We start from the raw sequence: 14800 nt of genomic DNA on the forward strand, positions 1-14800 counted from the left end.
TGCGAAAGGTCGATGGCTGGGAAACCTTGGCTCAGCCCATCGCCCCGATCAGACTTGACCTCGCGGCCTGATCAGGCCCAAATCCACATGCTCGGAGAACGCCGCCAGAGAATTTCCACCAGATTCGAGACACAACCGCGCGTACACCGTCGCGATGGTCAAACAGAACGTAGCCCGCGTCTTCGCCCGCGATAACAGGGTTCTCGCGGCGCAGGTCGGCGTAGACAGACAGCGGATTACCCAGAAGATAACGGAACGTATCGACCCAGTGCACAGCCGTTTCGTGCACCAAAAAGCGGGGCATGTTCTGAAAATAGGGCTGGCGGTCCAGGTGGGCCTCCGCGCCTTGGCCGTCGCCGGGGCGCAGGCGGAACGTGACTTGGCGCACCTTGCTTGGTCCATCGCCGCCTTGATCGAGCGATACCATGGTTGAAAGCGGAAATTTTCGTGTACGATGATGGTGGCCCCCGCCGCGTCTGCCTCTGCGGTAATGGCTTGGCCTATAGCGAGATTAACGCAAAACGGTTTCTGGCAGATGATCCACTTGATCCCTGCCGCCAGTGCGGTGCGGATCGTTGCGGCATGAGCCACGGAGGGGAGGATGATATCCAACAGGTCCGGTGTTTGATCTGCCAGCATTTTGGACAGATTGCTATAGGCCGCCAGGCCGGTGACTTTCGCTTTGTCGATGTCGCGGTCACATGATCCGACAAGCACGTTGATTTACAGGAGCAGTCCGTCACCCAAAAACCGCGCGAAGTGGCGACTAAGCTCGGCAAGGTCATCGACACCTTCTTTGCCAAAGGATTTGACGACGCGGAAACCGCGCTTGCGGACTGGATGACCCATTGTGACGAAGTGGCGCTCTACGGCCCAGATGACCCGCTGTTTCCAGCAACCGCAATCGCTGCCAAGTCAAATGCAGGATTTGAGGCAAGCGGCTTTACGCGCGGCCACTGGAAAAGTACCGAACCAGTGCGCAAGATTGTCCGCACCTCTTTTGAAGCGGCGGGCGTGCCTAACTACGGCCCGCACGCCTTTCGTCACATGCTGGCGCGCAATGCAGCCCAAAACGCGAAGTCTGTGGCTGAACTGGTCGCAGTATCTCAGAACCTTGGACACACCGATGTTTTGGCCACGTTGCGCAGCTACGGCCAAATCAGCCGCGATGATCAACGTAAGCTGATAACTGGCAAAAGTCAGATGAAGACTGAAACGGTGCAATCTGAGCGAATGCGCAATGTGGGAACAGCTGTGGGAACGATTTTGGATAATTCAAAGAATTACCAGAAAAATCAATGAATTAATGAGGCGCGGTGGCGGAGACGAAGGGATTCGAACCCTCGAGACCCTTCCGGGCCTACTCCCTTAGCAGGGGAGCGCCTTCGACCACTCGGCCACGTCTCCGCTGACCCGTATATGTCTGGGGATCGGGGGTGACAAGGCCCAAAAAGGAAGGCTGAAGAATTTTTTTGTCAGATCTTTGGTTGGGTAATGCGGCGCCGGCTGTGGAGCTGATGACGGTGCTATGGTGACGGCCCGCAGCTATGCGGGCCGTCGTGTTTTTCGTTAGGCTGCAGCGGTTTTCAGGATCGAGCTTTGGCTCGGGCCTGTTGGTCTTAGCTGGGCAAGACGGCCTCTACGGCGCGTTTGGTTGCGGCGACCACGGTATCGGCCTCGCTGCGGCTGAGGCAGAAGGGAGGGGCGAAGCCCAGGATGTCGCCCTGTGGCATGGCACGGGCGATGACGCTGTCCTGCGCCAGCAAAGTCGCAGAGATCTGCGGGCCGATCTTGTCAGCGGCATCAAAGAAGGTGCGGCTGTTGCGATCCTGTACAAATTCCACCGCGCAGAGCATGCCTTCGCCACGGATATCGCCAACATGGGGGTGATCGCCCAGGGCGTCGCGCATGCTTTGCTGCAGATAGGCACCGGTTGAGCCGGCATTTTCGATCAGGTTCAGCTCATCAATCAGCTTGAGGTTGGCAACCCCGGCTGCCGCGCCGATGGGGTGGGCGGAATAGGTCCAGCCATGGCCGATGGGGCCATTTTCATCGGTGCCTTGCTCCAGCACTTTCCAGACCTTGTCAGAGACGATGGAGCCGGACAGAGGCGCATAGGCTGAGGTCAGGCCCTTGGCGATGGTGATGATGTCGGCCTCCAGCCCATAGTGGTCAGAGCCAAACATGGTGCCCAGACGGCCAAATCCTGTCACAACCTCATCGGCAACCAGCAGGATGTCGTGCTTTTTCAGAACTGCCTGAATTGCGGACCAATAGCCTGCAGGGGGCGGAACAATGCCACCGGTGCCCAGCACTGGCTCGCCAATAAAGGCGGCGATGGTGTCAGCGCCCTCGCGCTCGATCATGGCTTCCAGTTCAGCGACGCAATGGGCCACGAATTGTTCTTCGCTTTGGTTCTGATCTTCGCGGCGGAAGTAATAGGGCGCTTCGGTGTGCAGCACCTGGGCCAGCGGCAGGTCGAACTTCTTGTGGAACAGCTCAAGCCCGGTGAGCGAGCCGGTAACCAGCCCGGAGCCGTGATAGCCGCGCCAGCGCGAGATGATCTTTTTCTTTTCGGGACGGCCCAAAATGTTGTTGTAGTACCAGATCAGTTTGACGTTGGTTTCATTGGCGTCCGAGCCGCCGAGGCCAAAATAGACCTTGGACATATTGGCCGGTGCCCGGTCCAGGATCATCTTGGACAGGGTGATGGAGGCCTCGGTGCCATGACCCACATAGGAGTGGTAATAGGCCAGCTCCTTGGCCTGGGCGGCAATGGCTTCGGCAATTTCCGGACGGCCATAGCCGACATTGACACAGTAAAGCCCGGCAAAGGCATCCAGCAGCTTGTTGCCGTCGCGGTCTTCGATGTGGACACCGCTGGCGGTTTTGATCACGCGCGAGGGGCTTTCACCACGGGCATGCTGAGCCAGATGGGTGGAGGGGTGAAAGAAGTTATCGCGGTCCCAGCTGTCTAGTTGATCGTTCTTCAGCATTATTTTTTCCCGTAGCTGTCGCGTAGAATTTACGCATTTGTGTACAACGGCAAATGAATCACTTGCCTTTATGGTGAAACTTGGCAGTAATCCGGGAGAAACTCCATGATGTTTTTGCTGTTGTACACATCACAACTTCTTATACCTCAGAAAGGATACCGTATTGGCTCCAGGAAATGCCCCGTTCAGCCGCGCTGAATACGACCGCCGTATCGCCAAGACCCGTGCGGCCATGCACCAGGCAGGGATCGAGCTGCTGTTTGTGACTGATCCGTCAAATCAGGCCTGGCTGACCGGCTACGATGGTTGGTCATTTTATGTGCATCAGGGGGTGCTCTTGGGGCTGGAAGGGGAGCCGGTCTGGTGGGGGCGGCATATGGACAGCATCGGGGCAGGGCGCACCTGCTGGATGTCCGCCGAGCATATCCACGGCTACGCCGACCACTATGTGCAATCGACCGAGCGCCATCCGATGCAGGATTTGGCTGACCGTATTCGCGCTCTTGGTTTTGAGGGGGCGCGCATTGGTGTCGAGATGGAGAATTATTACTACTCCGCCAAGGCCCATGCTGTGCTGGTGGCCGAGCTGCCGCAAGCGCAGATGTTGGATGCTACTGCCCTGGTCAATTGGCAGCGGCTGGTGAAATCCGGGGATGAGATTGCCTTTGTGCGCAATGCCGCCCGGATCACCGAAAAGGTCATGCAGGTCGCGATTGAGCGGGCTGAACCGGGCCTGCGCAAAAACGATCTGGTGGCGGATATCTATCATGCCGGGATCACCGGGGTGGATGACCTTTGGGGCGACTACCCGGCCATTGTACCGCTGACCCCTTCGGGTCTGGACGCAACAGCGGCGCATCTCACCTGGAATGGGGTGCCGATGCGCGAGGGGGAGGCCACCTTCTTTGAGCTTTCCGGGTGCTACCGCCGCTATCATGCGCCGCTGTGCCGGACTGTCTATCTGGGCACGCCACCGGAAGAAGTGCTGCGGGCCGAGGCGGCACAGCTGGAGGGCATCGAGGCCGGGTTGCAGGCGGCGCGGGCGGGCAATCGCACCTGTGACATCGCCAATGCCTTTATTGATGTACTCAAAAGCCATGGCATCGACCGAAATGGCCGCTGCGGCTACCCTATCGGGCTCAGCTATCCACCAGATTGGGGCGAACGCAGTGCTTCGATTCGCAGCGAGGACACGACTGTACTGGAACCGGGGATGGTCTTTCACTTTATGCCCGCCCTGTGGATGGATACCTGGGGGCTGGAGACCACAGAGACCATTTTGATCACCGAAGATGGTGCGGCAGAGACGCTGTGTGATGTTGAGCGCAAGCTCTTCGTCAAGGGGTGAGGCCGGTGGAGTTGCGGGATCGCACCTGCGAGATCCTGGGGGATCTGATCGCCTTTCCCACCCTGTCCAGCGACAGCAACCAGGCGCTGATTGCCTATGCGGCGGGGCTGCTGGAGGACTGCGGCGCCAAGGTTGACCTGACGTCTTCCCCCTGTGGGACCAAGGCCAATCTTTTTGCCACTTTGGGGCCAGAGGTGGACGGTGGCATTTTGCTGTCGGGGCATAGTGATGTGGTGCCGGTGACGGATCAGGACTGGAGCTCGGACCCCTTTGTGATGGCGGAGCGGGATGGGCGGCTTTATGGGCGTGGGGCTTGCGATATGAAGGGCTTTATCGCGGCGACGCTGGCCATGGCGCCGACCTATGCAGCGCAGGTTGGCGCGCGGCCGCTGCATTTTGCCTTTACCTATGACGAAGAGGTCGGCTGCTTTGGCGCCCAGCACCTGGCGGCAGATCTGCAAACGCGCGGGCTGACGCCGGGTGTGGCCATCATCGGTGAGCCTACAGAAATGCGGGTGATCGAGGGTCACAAGGGCTGCTATGAATACAGCACCCATTTTCACGGACTCGAAGGCCATGGCTCGGCCCCCGATCTGGGCGTCAATGCGGTGGAATATGCGGTGCGCTATGTGGCGGAGCTGTTGCAGCTGAAACAGCGCCTGCGCGGCATGGCCCCGGCGGGGAGCCGGTTTGATCCGCCCTGGACCACGGTAAATTTGGGGGCGCTGCAGGGCGGCGTCGCCCATAATGTCATCGCCTCAAAGGCGCAGGTGGATTGGGAAATGCGCCCGGTGACGGCCAGCGATGCGGATTTTGTAAAAACCGCCCTGCGCCAGCTGTGCGAAAATGAACTGTTGCCGGAAATGCGCCGGACCTATCCTGACGCGGATATCACCCTGGAAACCATCGGTGAGGTCGCCGGGCTGCTCCCTATGGAGCAGAACGAGGCCCGCCGCATTATGGCAGAGCTGACAGGCGCCAATGGGGCTGACCTGGTTGCCTTTGGCACCGAAGCGGGTATTTTCCAGGCCCTCGGCATGGATGTGGTGGTCTGTGGTCCGGGATCGATCAATCAGGCGCATAAGGCGGATGAGTATCTGGCCCTGGATCAATTGGACCAATGCCTGACGGTTTTGCAGCGACTGAAGGAGTATCTGTAGGTGAGCGATACCCCGTCACCACAAGGGGCTTTGTCACCCCAAGAGGCTTTGGAGGATGCGGGGCTTTCGGTGCGGGATCGTCATGCCTTGATGCATCACGAGATCCGTCAGCGGATTTGCCTGCTGGATTACCTGCCGGGAACGCGCCTCTCTGAGGTGTCCCTGGCAGAGGAATTTGGCACCAGCCGCACGCCGATCCGCCGGGTGCTGGCCCGGCTTGAGGACGAGGGGTTGGTACAGTCCGTTCATGGGGTTGGCACCGTTGTTACCGATGCGGACCTGACCGAGCTTGAACAGGCCTATCGCCTGCGGGTCGAGCTGATTGCCCTGACCGCGCGGCTGGATCCGGTTCTGCCGGATGCGGATTTTATCGCTGCGTTTGATCAGCTGGTGCAGCGCGGCGCGGATATCGTCGCCAATGGAACTGCCCGGGCCTTTACCCAGTTTGACATAGATGTGTTTCAGGTGTTGCTGCAGCTGACCGCCAACCAACCCCTGCGCCAGACCCTTGAACGGTACTATTTTCAGACCAAGCGGCTATGGCTGCGGGCGGCCAGCGAGGCCCATTTGGATCTGGAAGAAGAGTTCCGCATCTTTCAGCACGAATTGGAGGCCATTCAGCTGGCCCTGCGTGCCGGAGATGTTGAAGCCGTGGCGCATCTCCAGCGCGCGCATATCTCGATGAGCCTGAAACGGCTTCAGCTCAAGAGCCGCTAAGGTATCCTTGCAAGATCAGTCTCGCCAGTCGGTTCCCCATTAGGGAAACGGCCAGGCGCCAATCACCGCTTCGTGCAGCGGCAACAGCGCGGCCCAGCACAACAGCCCCAGCAGGCAGCGTGGCGCCAAAGTACTGGCGTTTTGGCGCAACCAGTGGCGGTGCACCAATGGCCTGAGTGACAGCCAGGAGGTCAGGGCAAAAAATGCCTCTACCTGCGCACCCATCAGGCGCGCCGATTTTCTGTCAAACCCCCACATGGCCACCAGCGGGAAGCTGGCAAATGTGCCAAACAGAATGACATGGGCCAGTTCGCCATTGACCACCAGATGCGCGCTGGCCCAGATCAACAGAGCCAGTAATAGCGGATGGCGGCTCACAGCGGCAATTCCGGGATTTGTGGCGTCAAATTCCGCCCCCTGTTTAGAGCCCAATGTATTGGGGCTGCGCAGTCCCAAGCCGCAAAAAATCAGCATAAAGACCAGCGGCATTGCCAGATTGGGGATCCAACGCATCCAGGGGTAATGTGGCCAAATCGCCACCCGCGGAGCCTCGCCAACGGCGACGATCACCCAGGCAAACAAGAGCAGCGACACTGCGCCATAGAGCGAGAAATAGATCGATCGCCCTAGCTTGGTGATCAATCGGTCGCGCAGGCCACCAATGCGCGGGATGATGTGGCTGCTCAGAAAGGCAGTGAGGGAAAGCGCAAAGTTCAGCCAATCGGCCATTTTAGTCAAACTCCCTGTAGGTGCGGGGGCAGCATTCTGTGCCGCTAGATGGTGATAGATCATAGTTGGGATTTAGAAAACACCCGCCCAGGCACCAAAACGCCTAATTCGGTGAATCATTTCGGCTGATTCTACGGCTGCTCTGACCCTTCACCTGCTGGGAATCGGTGTGGTTGGTACCAGGGTTTGCGCTGTGATGAGAGCTGCCCCCTTGGGCCCGGTGGCCCCTGCGCAGATCGCCGGGCGGGGGAGAGCTTAGAATTTGTGCGCTTGGCACTGGCGACTGTAGCGCGCATCGCGGGCGACATCCGATCGCTTGGCGGGTATGCGAAGCCTGGCGGCCCTGACCCTTTTGGGGGAGGCTCACGTGCCCCGGTGTCACGGTGGATTTGTCTTGGCTACGGCACAAAATCCAGGCGCAGCGCTGGCCAGACACAACGATGCAAACAGCTGCAATCCCTTAACAGAACACAATAATAACACAGGACAGCGGCGGGAGAGCCCCTCTCCTGGCAGTCATGGTGCTCTGTGCGGCCTGCCATTATCACGGCGACAGGTTTTGCTGGCTGTGTGATTAAATGGGCGTGTTCCAAGCTGCCTAGGTCAGACCCGGTAAAGGTGTAGTCGCAAGGACACCGGGCGTTCCAAAAGGGGGCGCTTTTGCGGGCAGTGCTTTAGGGTTCAATATTTTAACCTTGAAACAATCAGCACTTGCCGCTTACAGTTTTAGACAGGTCCTGCCCAACATCGTCATAGGGCTGCCCGGTTTTCGTCAGTCTTCAGCGCTGGGGGCACCGGGATGGGCAAGAATAACTGGCGCCCCTCACCTGATGTGGGGATAGTAACGTCATGGCACCTGCGACCAACGCGGGGCAAGCACACTGAAGTACTATGGGAGAATGTGACTAATGAAAATTCTGAAATCACTGGCGATGGCAACGGCTGTGTCGACCCTTGCGCTCTCGGCGCAGGCCGATACCAAAATTGGCATGATCACAACCCTGTCCGGCGGCGGCGCTGGGCTGGGCGTTGACGTGCGCGATGGCTTTATGCTGGCCATCGAGGCCGCAGGGCGCGACGATGTTGAGGTGGTGATCGAGGACGATCAGCGCAAACCCGAAAGCGCCGTGCAGATTGCCGATCGCATGATCCAGTCCGAAAAGGTTGATATCATGACCGGTATCATCTGGTCGAACCTGGCCATGGCGGTGGTGCCTGCGGCAACCGCGCAGGACGTGTTTTACCTTTCTCCCAATGCCGGCCCTTCGGCGCTGGCGGGGAAACGCTGCCACAAGAACTATTTCAACGTCGCCTGGCAGAACGACAACCTGCACGAAGCGGCGGGTGCCTATGCCAATGATGCGGGCCTGACAAACAGCTTTGTTCTGGCGCCGAACTATCCGGCGGGCAAGGATGCGCTGACCGGCTACAAACGCATGTATGGCGGGGAGCTGGCCGGTGAAATCTACACCAAACTGGGCCAGACGGATTATGCAGCTGAGATTGCACAAATCCGGGCCTCTGGTGCGGACTCGGTCTATTTCTTCCTGCCCGGTGGCATGGGGATTTCCTTCCTCAAACAATATGCCGACAGTGGTGTTGATCTGCCGGTTGTCGGCCCGGCCTTCAGCTTTGATCAGGGTATCCTGCAGGCCGTGGGCGCCGCCGCGCTGGGCATCAAGAACACATCGCAGTGGAACAAAGACATCGACAATGCGGCCAATGCAGCCTTTGTTGCTGACTTCCAGGCGAAATATGGCCGTCTGCCATCACTCTATGCCAGCCAGGGGTTTGACACAGCCAACCTGATCCTCAGCGCGCTGGACAAGGCCGATGTCAAAGACCAGGACGCCTTCCGTGCGGCGCTGGAGGCGGCTGAGTTTGACTCGGTGCGTGGTGACTTCAAATTTGGCAACAACCACCACCCGGTGCAAAACATCTACGTGCGTGAAGTGATCCAGGAAGGTGATGTCTTCACCAACAAGATCATCGCCACCGGTCTGTCTGATCACGCGGACGCCTATGCGTCTGAGTGCAACATGTAAACGACCTTGAAAGGTGGGGCCGCGCGCTGTCGTGGCCCCAACCCAAGGAAAGAAATCCCCTCATGTCTCTTATTCTCATTCTTGAGCAGGTCCTGAACGGTTTACAGTTCGGGGTCATGCTCTTCCTGATGGCTGCTGGTCTGACCCTGGTCTTTGGCGTCATGGGGTTGATCAACCTCGCCCATGGTGCGCTGTATATGGTGGGAGCCTTTGCTGCCGCTGCCGTAGCGGGCTGGACCGGCTCCTTTGTGCTGGCGCTGATGGCCAGTCTGGCCGCCGCCGCCGCCGCTGGTGCGCTGGTGGAGGTCACTGTCATTCGCCGTCTGTATGATCGCGATCATCTGGATCAGGTGCTGGCAACCTTTGCGCTGATCCTGATCTTTTCCGAGGGCACCCGCTGGCTGTTTGGATCCTTCCCGCTGTTTCTGGATGTGCCGAGCTATCTGTCCGGCCCGGTGACGCTGCCGGGAGGCATTCAGTATCCGCTTTACCGTTTGGCGATTATCGTCATCGGTCTGGTGGTCGGAGCAGGCTTGTTCTGGCTGATTGCGCGGACGCGCATCGGCGTGCAGATCCGCGCTGGCGAGGCGGATCGCGAGATGATCGCAGCCCTGGGCGTTGATATCTCCAAACTCTACACGCTGGTTTTTGCGCTCGGCGCCGCCCTGGCTGGTCTGGCGGGCGCGTTGGTTGGTGCAATCCAGTCGGTCCAGGTCGGCATGGGAGAGCCGGTGCTGATCCTGGCCTTTGTGGTCATTGTCATCGGCGGTATCGGCTCGATCAAAGGCGCCCTGGTTGGTGCACTTTTGGTGGGGCTGACAGATACCCTGGGCGGCGTGTTCCTGCCACGGCTGTTTGCGCTGTTGATGGAGCCAGCCGCCGCTGCATCCTTGGGGGCCTCCTTGGCTTCGATGTTGATCTATATCCTGATGGCGGCTGTGCTTTTGGTGCGCCCATCCGGCCTATTTGGGGGGAGCGCATAAGATGGGGCGCGAGAGACTATTTAATGCGGTGATTTTGCTGGCCCTGCTGGCGGTGCCGCTGATGGCCTGGCAAATGGATGAACCCTTTGTCATCACCCTGGCAACCAAAGTCGCCATTCTGGCGCTGGCCGGCGTCGGGTTGAACATCGCCCTGGGGCTGGGCGGCCTGGTCAGCCTGGGCCATGCGGCGTTTTTTGGTATCGGCGGCTATGCCATGGGTATTCTGGCCTCACATGCACAGAATTACGAGCCGCTGTTCAGCTGGCCCTTTGTGTTTGAGGGCAGCAACCAGATGCCGTTGATCTGGCTGGTGGCGGTGCTGGCCAGCGCCGTTGCGGCGCTGGTGATCGGCGCACTGTCCCTGCGCACCTCGGGGGTCTATTTCATCATGATTACCTTGGCCTTTGGTCAGATGCTGTATTATTTTGCCATCAGCTGGTCTGCGTATGGCGGCGAGGATGGCCTGTCTATCTGGGTCCGCAACGAAATGCCGGGGCTGAATACACTTGTCCCGATCCAGTTCTTTTCCGTCACCTTTGGGCTTCTTTGTCTGACGCTTTGGATCTCGTCGCGTCTGGCGCAATCCGCATTTGGTCTGGCGCTTTCTGCCGCCCGTCAATCAGAAGACCGGGTGCAGACCGTTGGTTTGGCGCCGTTCAAGCTGCGGCTCATGGCCTTTGTGATCTCTGGCGCGATCACCGGCCTTGCGGGGGCGCTGTTTGCCGATCTCAATCGGTTTGTCAGCCCAACGATGCTGAGCTGGCACACCAGCGGCGAAATCATGATCTTTGTCATTCTTGGCGGGGTGGGGCGGCTTTACGGACCCGTTGTGGGCGCGGCGGTCTATATCCTGTTGGAGCATCTTCTGGGGGGGATCAGTGAATACTGGCAGATTTTCCTCGGATTGTTGCTGCTGGGCTTGGTGCTGTTTGCGCGCGGTGGTTTGATTGGTGCCCTGTTGGGTCGGGAGGTGGCGCATGACTGATCTGGTTCTGCAGGTCCACAACCTGTGCAAAAGCTTTGGCGCGCTGAAAGCCAGCAATGATGTCTCACTGGATCTGCGCCCGGGAGAAATCCACGCGCTGATCGGTCCCAACGGGGCAGGAAAATCCACCCTGATCAAACAGATCTCGGGCGGGCTGCAACCGGATACCGGCCGCATTGAGGTGCTGGGGCAGGATGTCACCGCGCTGGATACTGTGGCACGGGCGCGGATGGGCTTGGGGCGGACCTTTCAGATTTCGTCCTTGGCGATGGAATTCTCGGTGCTGCAAAACGCGGTTCTCGGCGCGCTTGGGGCGCGCCGCGCCCGCGGTGGTCGGCTGGGCCTTTTTCGCAATGTGATGAGGGACGCGGATTTGCTCGCCACCGCGCAGGAGGCCCTGTCGCGGGTCGGGTTGGCGCAGGCCGCGCAGCAGCGCACTGCCGATCTATCCCATGGCCAGCGTCGCCAGCTGGAGGTGGCAGTGGCCCTGACTCTAAAACCACGTTTGTTCCTGATGGATGAACCGATGGCAGGACTTGGCGCCAGCGGGTCAAAAGATCTCACCACCTTTCTGGACAGCCTGCGCCAGGAGGCTCCGATCCTGTTGGTAGAGCACGACATGGACGCGGTTTTTGCCCTGGCTGACCGGATCTCGGTTCTGGTCTATGGCAGCGTGATCGCCACCGGGACCGCCGATGAGATCCGCAATAACCCAGAGGTGCGCCGCGCCTATCTGGGGGAGGAGGAACTGACATGAGCCTGTTGCAAGTTCAGGGGCTGACGGCCTCTTATGGTCCGTCGCAGGCCTTGTTTGGCGTTGATTTGTCGATTGATGAGGGCCAGGTTTTGGCGCTGATGGGACGCAATGGCATGGGCAAGAGCACCACGATCAAGGTGATTTGTGGCATGCTGGCGGCCTCATCCGGGGAGCTGCGGTTTGCTGGGACCGATCTGCGTCAGATGAAATCCCATCGCATTGCCCGGCTGGGGGTTGGCCTGGTGCCCGAGGGCCGTCGCTGCTTTGCGCCCCTGACGGTCGAGGAAAACCTGAGTGCTGCGGCGCGTCCGGGGGACTGGGATTTTGACCGGGTGGCAGGTCTGTTTCCCCGTCTGGCAGAGCGGCGCGATCAAAAGGCCGCCTCGCTGTCGGGAGGCGAGCAGCAGATGCTGGCCATCGGACGCGCCCTGATGACCAACCCGCGCCTGTTGATCCTGGATGAGGCCACCGAGGGCCTGGCCCCGGTGGTGCGGCAAGAGATCTGGGCGGCGATTGCACAGTTGAAGTCGCAAACCGGGATGTCGATCCTGGTGGTGGACAAGACCCTGAAGGAGCTGGCTCAGGTCGCGGATAAGGCCGTGATCCTGAATAAGGGCGAAACAGCTTGGTCCGGTGGCATGGGCGAGTTGACGCCCGAGCTGACGGATCGCTTTCTCGGCGTCTGAAACTTTCACAGGCGAATCACAACGGCCGTGGGGCATAGGCTCCCACGGCCGTTATTCTGTTTAGTGCTGGGCTTAGGGCGCGCTGTTTTTGGGGTGAAACAGCCCCCATCGCAGCGGGCTACCTTGTGCCAGTTTCCACAGAACCAGCGCGGTGAGACAGCCGAGCATTACCTCGGCTATGGGACCAGCATACCAGACGCCGATCTCACCAAACTGCAGCGGCAGCAGAAACGTCAGTGGGATGGCAAAGGCATAGGTCTTGCTGAGCCCCAGAATGGCAGCCTTGGTGGCGGAGCCGATGGCCTGAAAATAGCTGGCCAGCATCATCAGGGGCCCCATCAGGAAGAACACACAGGTCATCACCGGCAGGATGCGGGTCACCTCTGCGATGACGGCCTGGTCTTCGACGAAGGCGCTGGCGATCTCGGCAGGGAGGGCCATCACCATCACCTGGACCAGGCTGCAATAGACAAAGGCGGCGACCAGCGCGATCTGCAGGCTGGCATCGGAGCGCTGCCACAGCTCTGCGCCGTAGTTGTTGCCGGTGATGGTTTGCATCGCAAAGGACAGGCCCAACAGCGGCAGGAACGCAAAGGTGATGACGCGGGTAATGATGCCGTAGGCCGATACCGTGTCGGGATAGTTGGCGCCGCCAAACCACTGCAGCGCGGTGATTATCGCTGCAGACCCCAGCGCGAGCCCCAGAAAGTTGAGACTTTGCGGCGCCCCCAGGGCCAGAATTCGGGACCAATAGCGCAGCATGGAACTGCGCAGCAGCACCGCCGGGCGCAGCTCGGTTGGGCCGATGAGGCGGAAACACAGGATAATGGCAAAGGCAAGCGCCTGCGCCGCTGCCGTGCCATAGGCCGACCCGGCCACGCCCATATCCAGCAGGGCAATCAGCACATAGTTAAAGCCGATATTTGCGATTGAGACCAGCAGGCTCATCAGTGCCATAAAGCCAACCCGCCCCTCGTTGCGCAGGGCGTCCGAATTGACCGAGAGCACAAACAAAAGCGGTGAGAAAAACACGGTGATTTGCAGATAGATCACCCCCATTTGGGCCAGGTGTTCTGAGCCCCCGGCAATCAGCAGCGCCATGGGCTGGCCGAGAAAGAAGAACAGAGCAATTAGCCCCAGCCCCAGGCCAAGGGCCAACCCATGGGCGCCTGCAAATATACCCTGTGCGCGGGGAAGGTCTTGCGCCCCAAAGGCCCGCGCCAGCAGGCTGGACATGCCGTTTGAAACCAGCGTCGAAAGCGCCACAATCAGCATATAGATCGGAAACATCAAGGTGACGGCGGCCAGCGCATCCGGTCCGACATAGATGCCCAGAAACAGCGCATCACTCACCGACAGCAGGCCGTTCATGCCCATCACCAGAATGATCGGCAGCGCAGTTTTAACATAGATGGCCCCCAATGGGCCATTGGTGAAGGTATTGGTGGGGGTGTCAGTCATATCCCATATCTCTCAAGTCAATCGCTTAGATGAAGATGGGACCCGCGTTGCCATCCGCGCGATTGGCGGAAAGAGATCGTCATTGGACGTCGCAGAACTTTACCAAGACAAAGCGTCAGCGGGAGGCAGGCGTCTACAGCCTGCCCTTTGGGTAGGCTGCATTTGTTTTGGCGTCAAGCCCCAGGGCTATGGCGACGCCGAACAGAGCCGCGGTGATCTGCCTGTGACAGTTTGACGTCACCACGGGGCCATGCGGGCTATGACCCGGCCTTTGGTCTCCACCCCAACCGGGCAGGGCGTAGGCGCGCAGGCATGGGGCCAAACCTCTTACTCGAAGGCTTCCCGCATCTGCCGTTTGATCGCGTCGAATTTGCGGATGCTCGATTTGCGATTCCCGTAGCTTGAGAACCGCATCTTTACATAGCAATTGTTGACCACGCCCATGGTTAGGAAGTCATTTGTCACCGGCGCCCCTTGGGGTTCAAAGAATATCTCATATTCGACTTGAATCACTGAGGGAAAGTCTCCTGTCTCCTTTATGTTGACCGGCTGCTTTTGTGCAATATGTGTTCCACCTCCCATCTCAGTAAAGGAAAGAAGGCGCTGCTTCATAGCGTCGGCTCCCGCTTGCGAGGCTTCTTTGAGTAAATGAACATTGCGGATTTTCCTGCGACGCTGGTCATAGAAAAACAGGGTTGCCCAGCTCTTTCCGATTTCGCCAAATTGCAGCCCATAGCCTGCGCCGCGGCTGTCCTTTTCATAATTATGACTATCGGTCAGGGGAATTCCGCCCGGTGGATTCACAAACGAAGTGCAAATTCTTTACTAAAACAGAGAGTTGCACGGAGGATGAAGAATGGGAACCCACTACTGTCACCTGAAGCTGGACGAACGTCGCAAGCTTGCAAAGTGGCTTGAAGCCAAAATGCCGAT

At 59.2% G+C, this 14800-nt stretch carries 14 protein-coding genes, 1 tRNA gene and 1 pseudogene; 9 read left to right on the top strand and 7 right to left on the bottom strand.

Going from position 1 to position 14800, the window contains the following annotated elements:
- Nucleotides 1–31: 31 nt before the first annotated feature.
- Nucleotides 32–388, bottom strand: a complete 357-nt coding sequence (locus QZ268_RS12580) for a hypothetical protein (protein ID WP_295453116.1) — start codon at nt 386–388, stop codon at nt 32–34.
- 122 nt (nt 389–510) lie between these two features.
- Nucleotides 511–639: pseudogene (locus tag QZ268_RS12585) on the bottom strand (gfo/Idh/MocA family oxidoreductase); the annotation flags it as partial.
- Nucleotides 640–759: 120 nt separating this feature from the next.
- On the opposite strand from QZ268_RS12585, the gene QZ268_RS12590 reads away from it, so the two are divergent.
- The gene (locus QZ268_RS12590; RefSeq protein WP_295453079.1) at nt 760–1302 is read left to right on the top strand and encodes a hypothetical protein; all 543 of its coding nucleotides are present in this window, start codon (nt 760–762) and stop codon (nt 1300–1302) included.
- A gap of 15 nt (nt 1303–1317) precedes the next feature.
- Here QZ268_RS12590 and QZ268_RS12595 read toward each other — a convergent pair.
- Both QZ268_RS12595 and QZ268_RS12600 read right to left on the bottom strand, forming a co-directional pair.
- Nucleotides 1318–1407 (bottom strand) — tRNA-Ser (locus tag QZ268_RS12595).
- Nucleotides 1408–1619: 212 nt separating this feature from the next.
- Nucleotides 1620–2996 (bottom strand): aspartate aminotransferase family protein, encoded by a 1377-nt coding sequence (locus tag QZ268_RS12600; RefSeq protein ID WP_295453082.1) that lies wholly within the window; start codon nt 2994–2996, stop codon nt 1620–1622.
- 163 nt (nt 2997–3159) lie between these two features.
- Here QZ268_RS12600 and QZ268_RS12605 point away from each other — a divergent pair, with 163 nt between their 5' ends.
- The 3 genes from QZ268_RS12605 to QZ268_RS12615 are packed head-to-tail and all read left to right on the top strand — an operon-like array spanning nt 3160 to nt 6221.
- Nucleotides 3160–4344 carry a M24 family metallopeptidase gene (locus QZ268_RS12605; RefSeq protein ID WP_295453085.1) on the top strand — a complete coding sequence of 395 codons (1185 nt, stop codon included), beginning with the start codon at nt 3160–3162 and terminating at the stop codon, nt 4342–4344.
- Between the two features lie 11 nt (nt 4345–4355).
- The gene (gene argE, locus QZ268_RS12610; protein WP_295453113.1) at nt 4356–5504 is read left to right on the top strand and encodes an acetylornithine deacetylase; all 1149 of its coding nucleotides are present in this window, start codon (nt 4356–4358) and stop codon (nt 5502–5504) included.
- Nucleotides 5505–6221 carry a GntR family transcriptional regulator gene (locus QZ268_RS12615; RefSeq protein WP_295453088.1) on the top strand — a complete coding sequence of 239 codons (717 nt, stop codon included), beginning with the start codon at nt 5505–5507 and terminating at the stop codon, nt 6219–6221.
- A 39-nt stretch (nt 6222–6260) separates the two neighbouring features.
- On the opposite strand, the gene QZ268_RS12620 is transcribed toward QZ268_RS12615, so the two are convergent.
- Entirely contained in the window at nt 6261–6950 is a 690-nt protein-coding gene (locus QZ268_RS12620; RefSeq protein ID WP_295453091.1) for an NnrU family protein, read from the bottom strand.
- A 908-nt stretch (nt 6951–7858) separates the two neighbouring features.
- Between QZ268_RS12620 and QZ268_RS12625 the strand changes: the two genes are divergently transcribed.
- From QZ268_RS12625 to QZ268_RS12645, 5 genes are all read left to right on the top strand, one after another.
- Nucleotides 7859–8995 carry an ABC transporter substrate-binding protein gene (locus QZ268_RS12625; protein ID WP_295453093.1) on the top strand — a complete coding sequence of 379 codons (1137 nt, stop codon included), beginning with the start codon at nt 7859–7861 and terminating at the stop codon, nt 8993–8995.
- Between the two features lie 62 nt (nt 8996–9057).
- Nucleotides 9058–9978 (top strand): branched-chain amino acid ABC transporter permease, encoded by a 921-nt coding sequence (locus QZ268_RS12630; protein WP_295453097.1) that lies wholly within the window; start codon nt 9058–9060, stop codon nt 9976–9978.
- 1 nt (nt 9979) lies between these two features.
- Nucleotides 9980–10963 (top strand): branched-chain amino acid ABC transporter permease, encoded by a 984-nt coding sequence (locus QZ268_RS12635; protein ID WP_295453100.1) that lies wholly within the window; start codon nt 9980–9982, stop codon nt 10961–10963.
- Nucleotides 10956–11720: an ABC transporter ATP-binding protein gene (locus QZ268_RS12640; RefSeq protein ID WP_295453103.1), complete on the top strand. Its 765-nt coding sequence runs from the start codon at nt 10956–10958 to the stop codon at nt 11718–11720. The genes QZ268_RS12635 and QZ268_RS12640 overlap by 8 nt, the downstream gene beginning before the upstream one ends.
- Nucleotides 11717–12406 (top strand): ABC transporter ATP-binding protein, encoded by a 690-nt coding sequence (locus QZ268_RS12645; RefSeq protein ID WP_295453105.1) that lies wholly within the window; start codon nt 11717–11719, stop codon nt 12404–12406. Before QZ268_RS12640 ends, QZ268_RS12645 begins: the two co-directional genes overlap by 4 nt.
- A gap of 72 nt (nt 12407–12478) precedes the next feature.
- Here the strand turns inward: QZ268_RS12645 and QZ268_RS12650 are convergent, their stop codons facing one another.
- Nucleotides 12479–13867 carry an MATE family efflux transporter gene (locus QZ268_RS12650; protein ID WP_295453108.1) on the bottom strand — a complete coding sequence of 463 codons (1389 nt, stop codon included), beginning with the start codon at nt 13865–13867 and terminating at the stop codon, nt 12479–12481.
- Nucleotides 13868–14194: 327 nt separating this feature from the next.
- Nucleotides 14195–14671 carry a hypothetical protein gene (locus QZ268_RS12655; RefSeq protein WP_295453111.1) on the bottom strand — a complete coding sequence of 159 codons (477 nt, stop codon included), beginning with the start codon at nt 14669–14671 and terminating at the stop codon, nt 14195–14197.
- Between the last annotated feature and the right edge of the window lie 129 nt (nt 14672–14800).

The sequence above is a fragment of the uncultured Pseudophaeobacter sp. genome (assembly GCA_905479575.1).
Classification (GTDB): Bacteria; Pseudomonadota; Alphaproteobacteria; order Rhodobacterales; family Rhodobacteraceae; genus Pseudophaeobacter.

Bases quoted from the DNA above. Each gene is read 5' to 3' on its own strand.
- QZ268_RS12645 (WP_295453105.1), top strand. From the start codon at position 11,717: ATGAGCCTGTTGCAAGTTCAGGGGCTGACGGCCTCTTATGGTCCGTCG.
- QZ268_RS12640 (WP_295453103.1), top strand. From the start codon at position 10,956: ATGACTGATCTGGTTCTGCAGGTCCACAACCTGTGCAAAAGCTTTGGC.
- QZ268_RS12600 (WP_295453082.1), bottom strand. From the start codon at position 2,996: ATGCTGAAGAACGATCAACTAGACAGCTGGGACCGCGATAACTTCTTT.
- QZ268_RS12635 (WP_295453100.1), top strand. From the start codon at position 9,980: ATGGGGCGCGAGAGACTATTTAATGCGGTGATTTTGCTGGCCCTGCTG.
- QZ268_RS12625 (WP_295453093.1), top strand. From the start codon at position 7,859: ATGAAAATTCTGAAATCACTGGCGATGGCAACGGCTGTGTCGACCCTT.
- QZ268_RS12620 (WP_295453091.1), bottom strand. From the start codon at position 6,950: ATGGCCGATTGGCTGAACTTTGCGCTTTCCCTCACTGCCTTTCTGAGC.
- QZ268_RS12650 (WP_295453108.1), bottom strand. From the start codon at position 13,867: ATGACTGACACCCCCACCAATACCTTCACCAATGGCCCATTGGGGGCC.
- QZ268_RS12630 (WP_295453097.1), top strand. From the start codon at position 9,058: ATGTCTCTTATTCTCATTCTTGAGCAGGTCCTGAACGGTTTACAGTTC.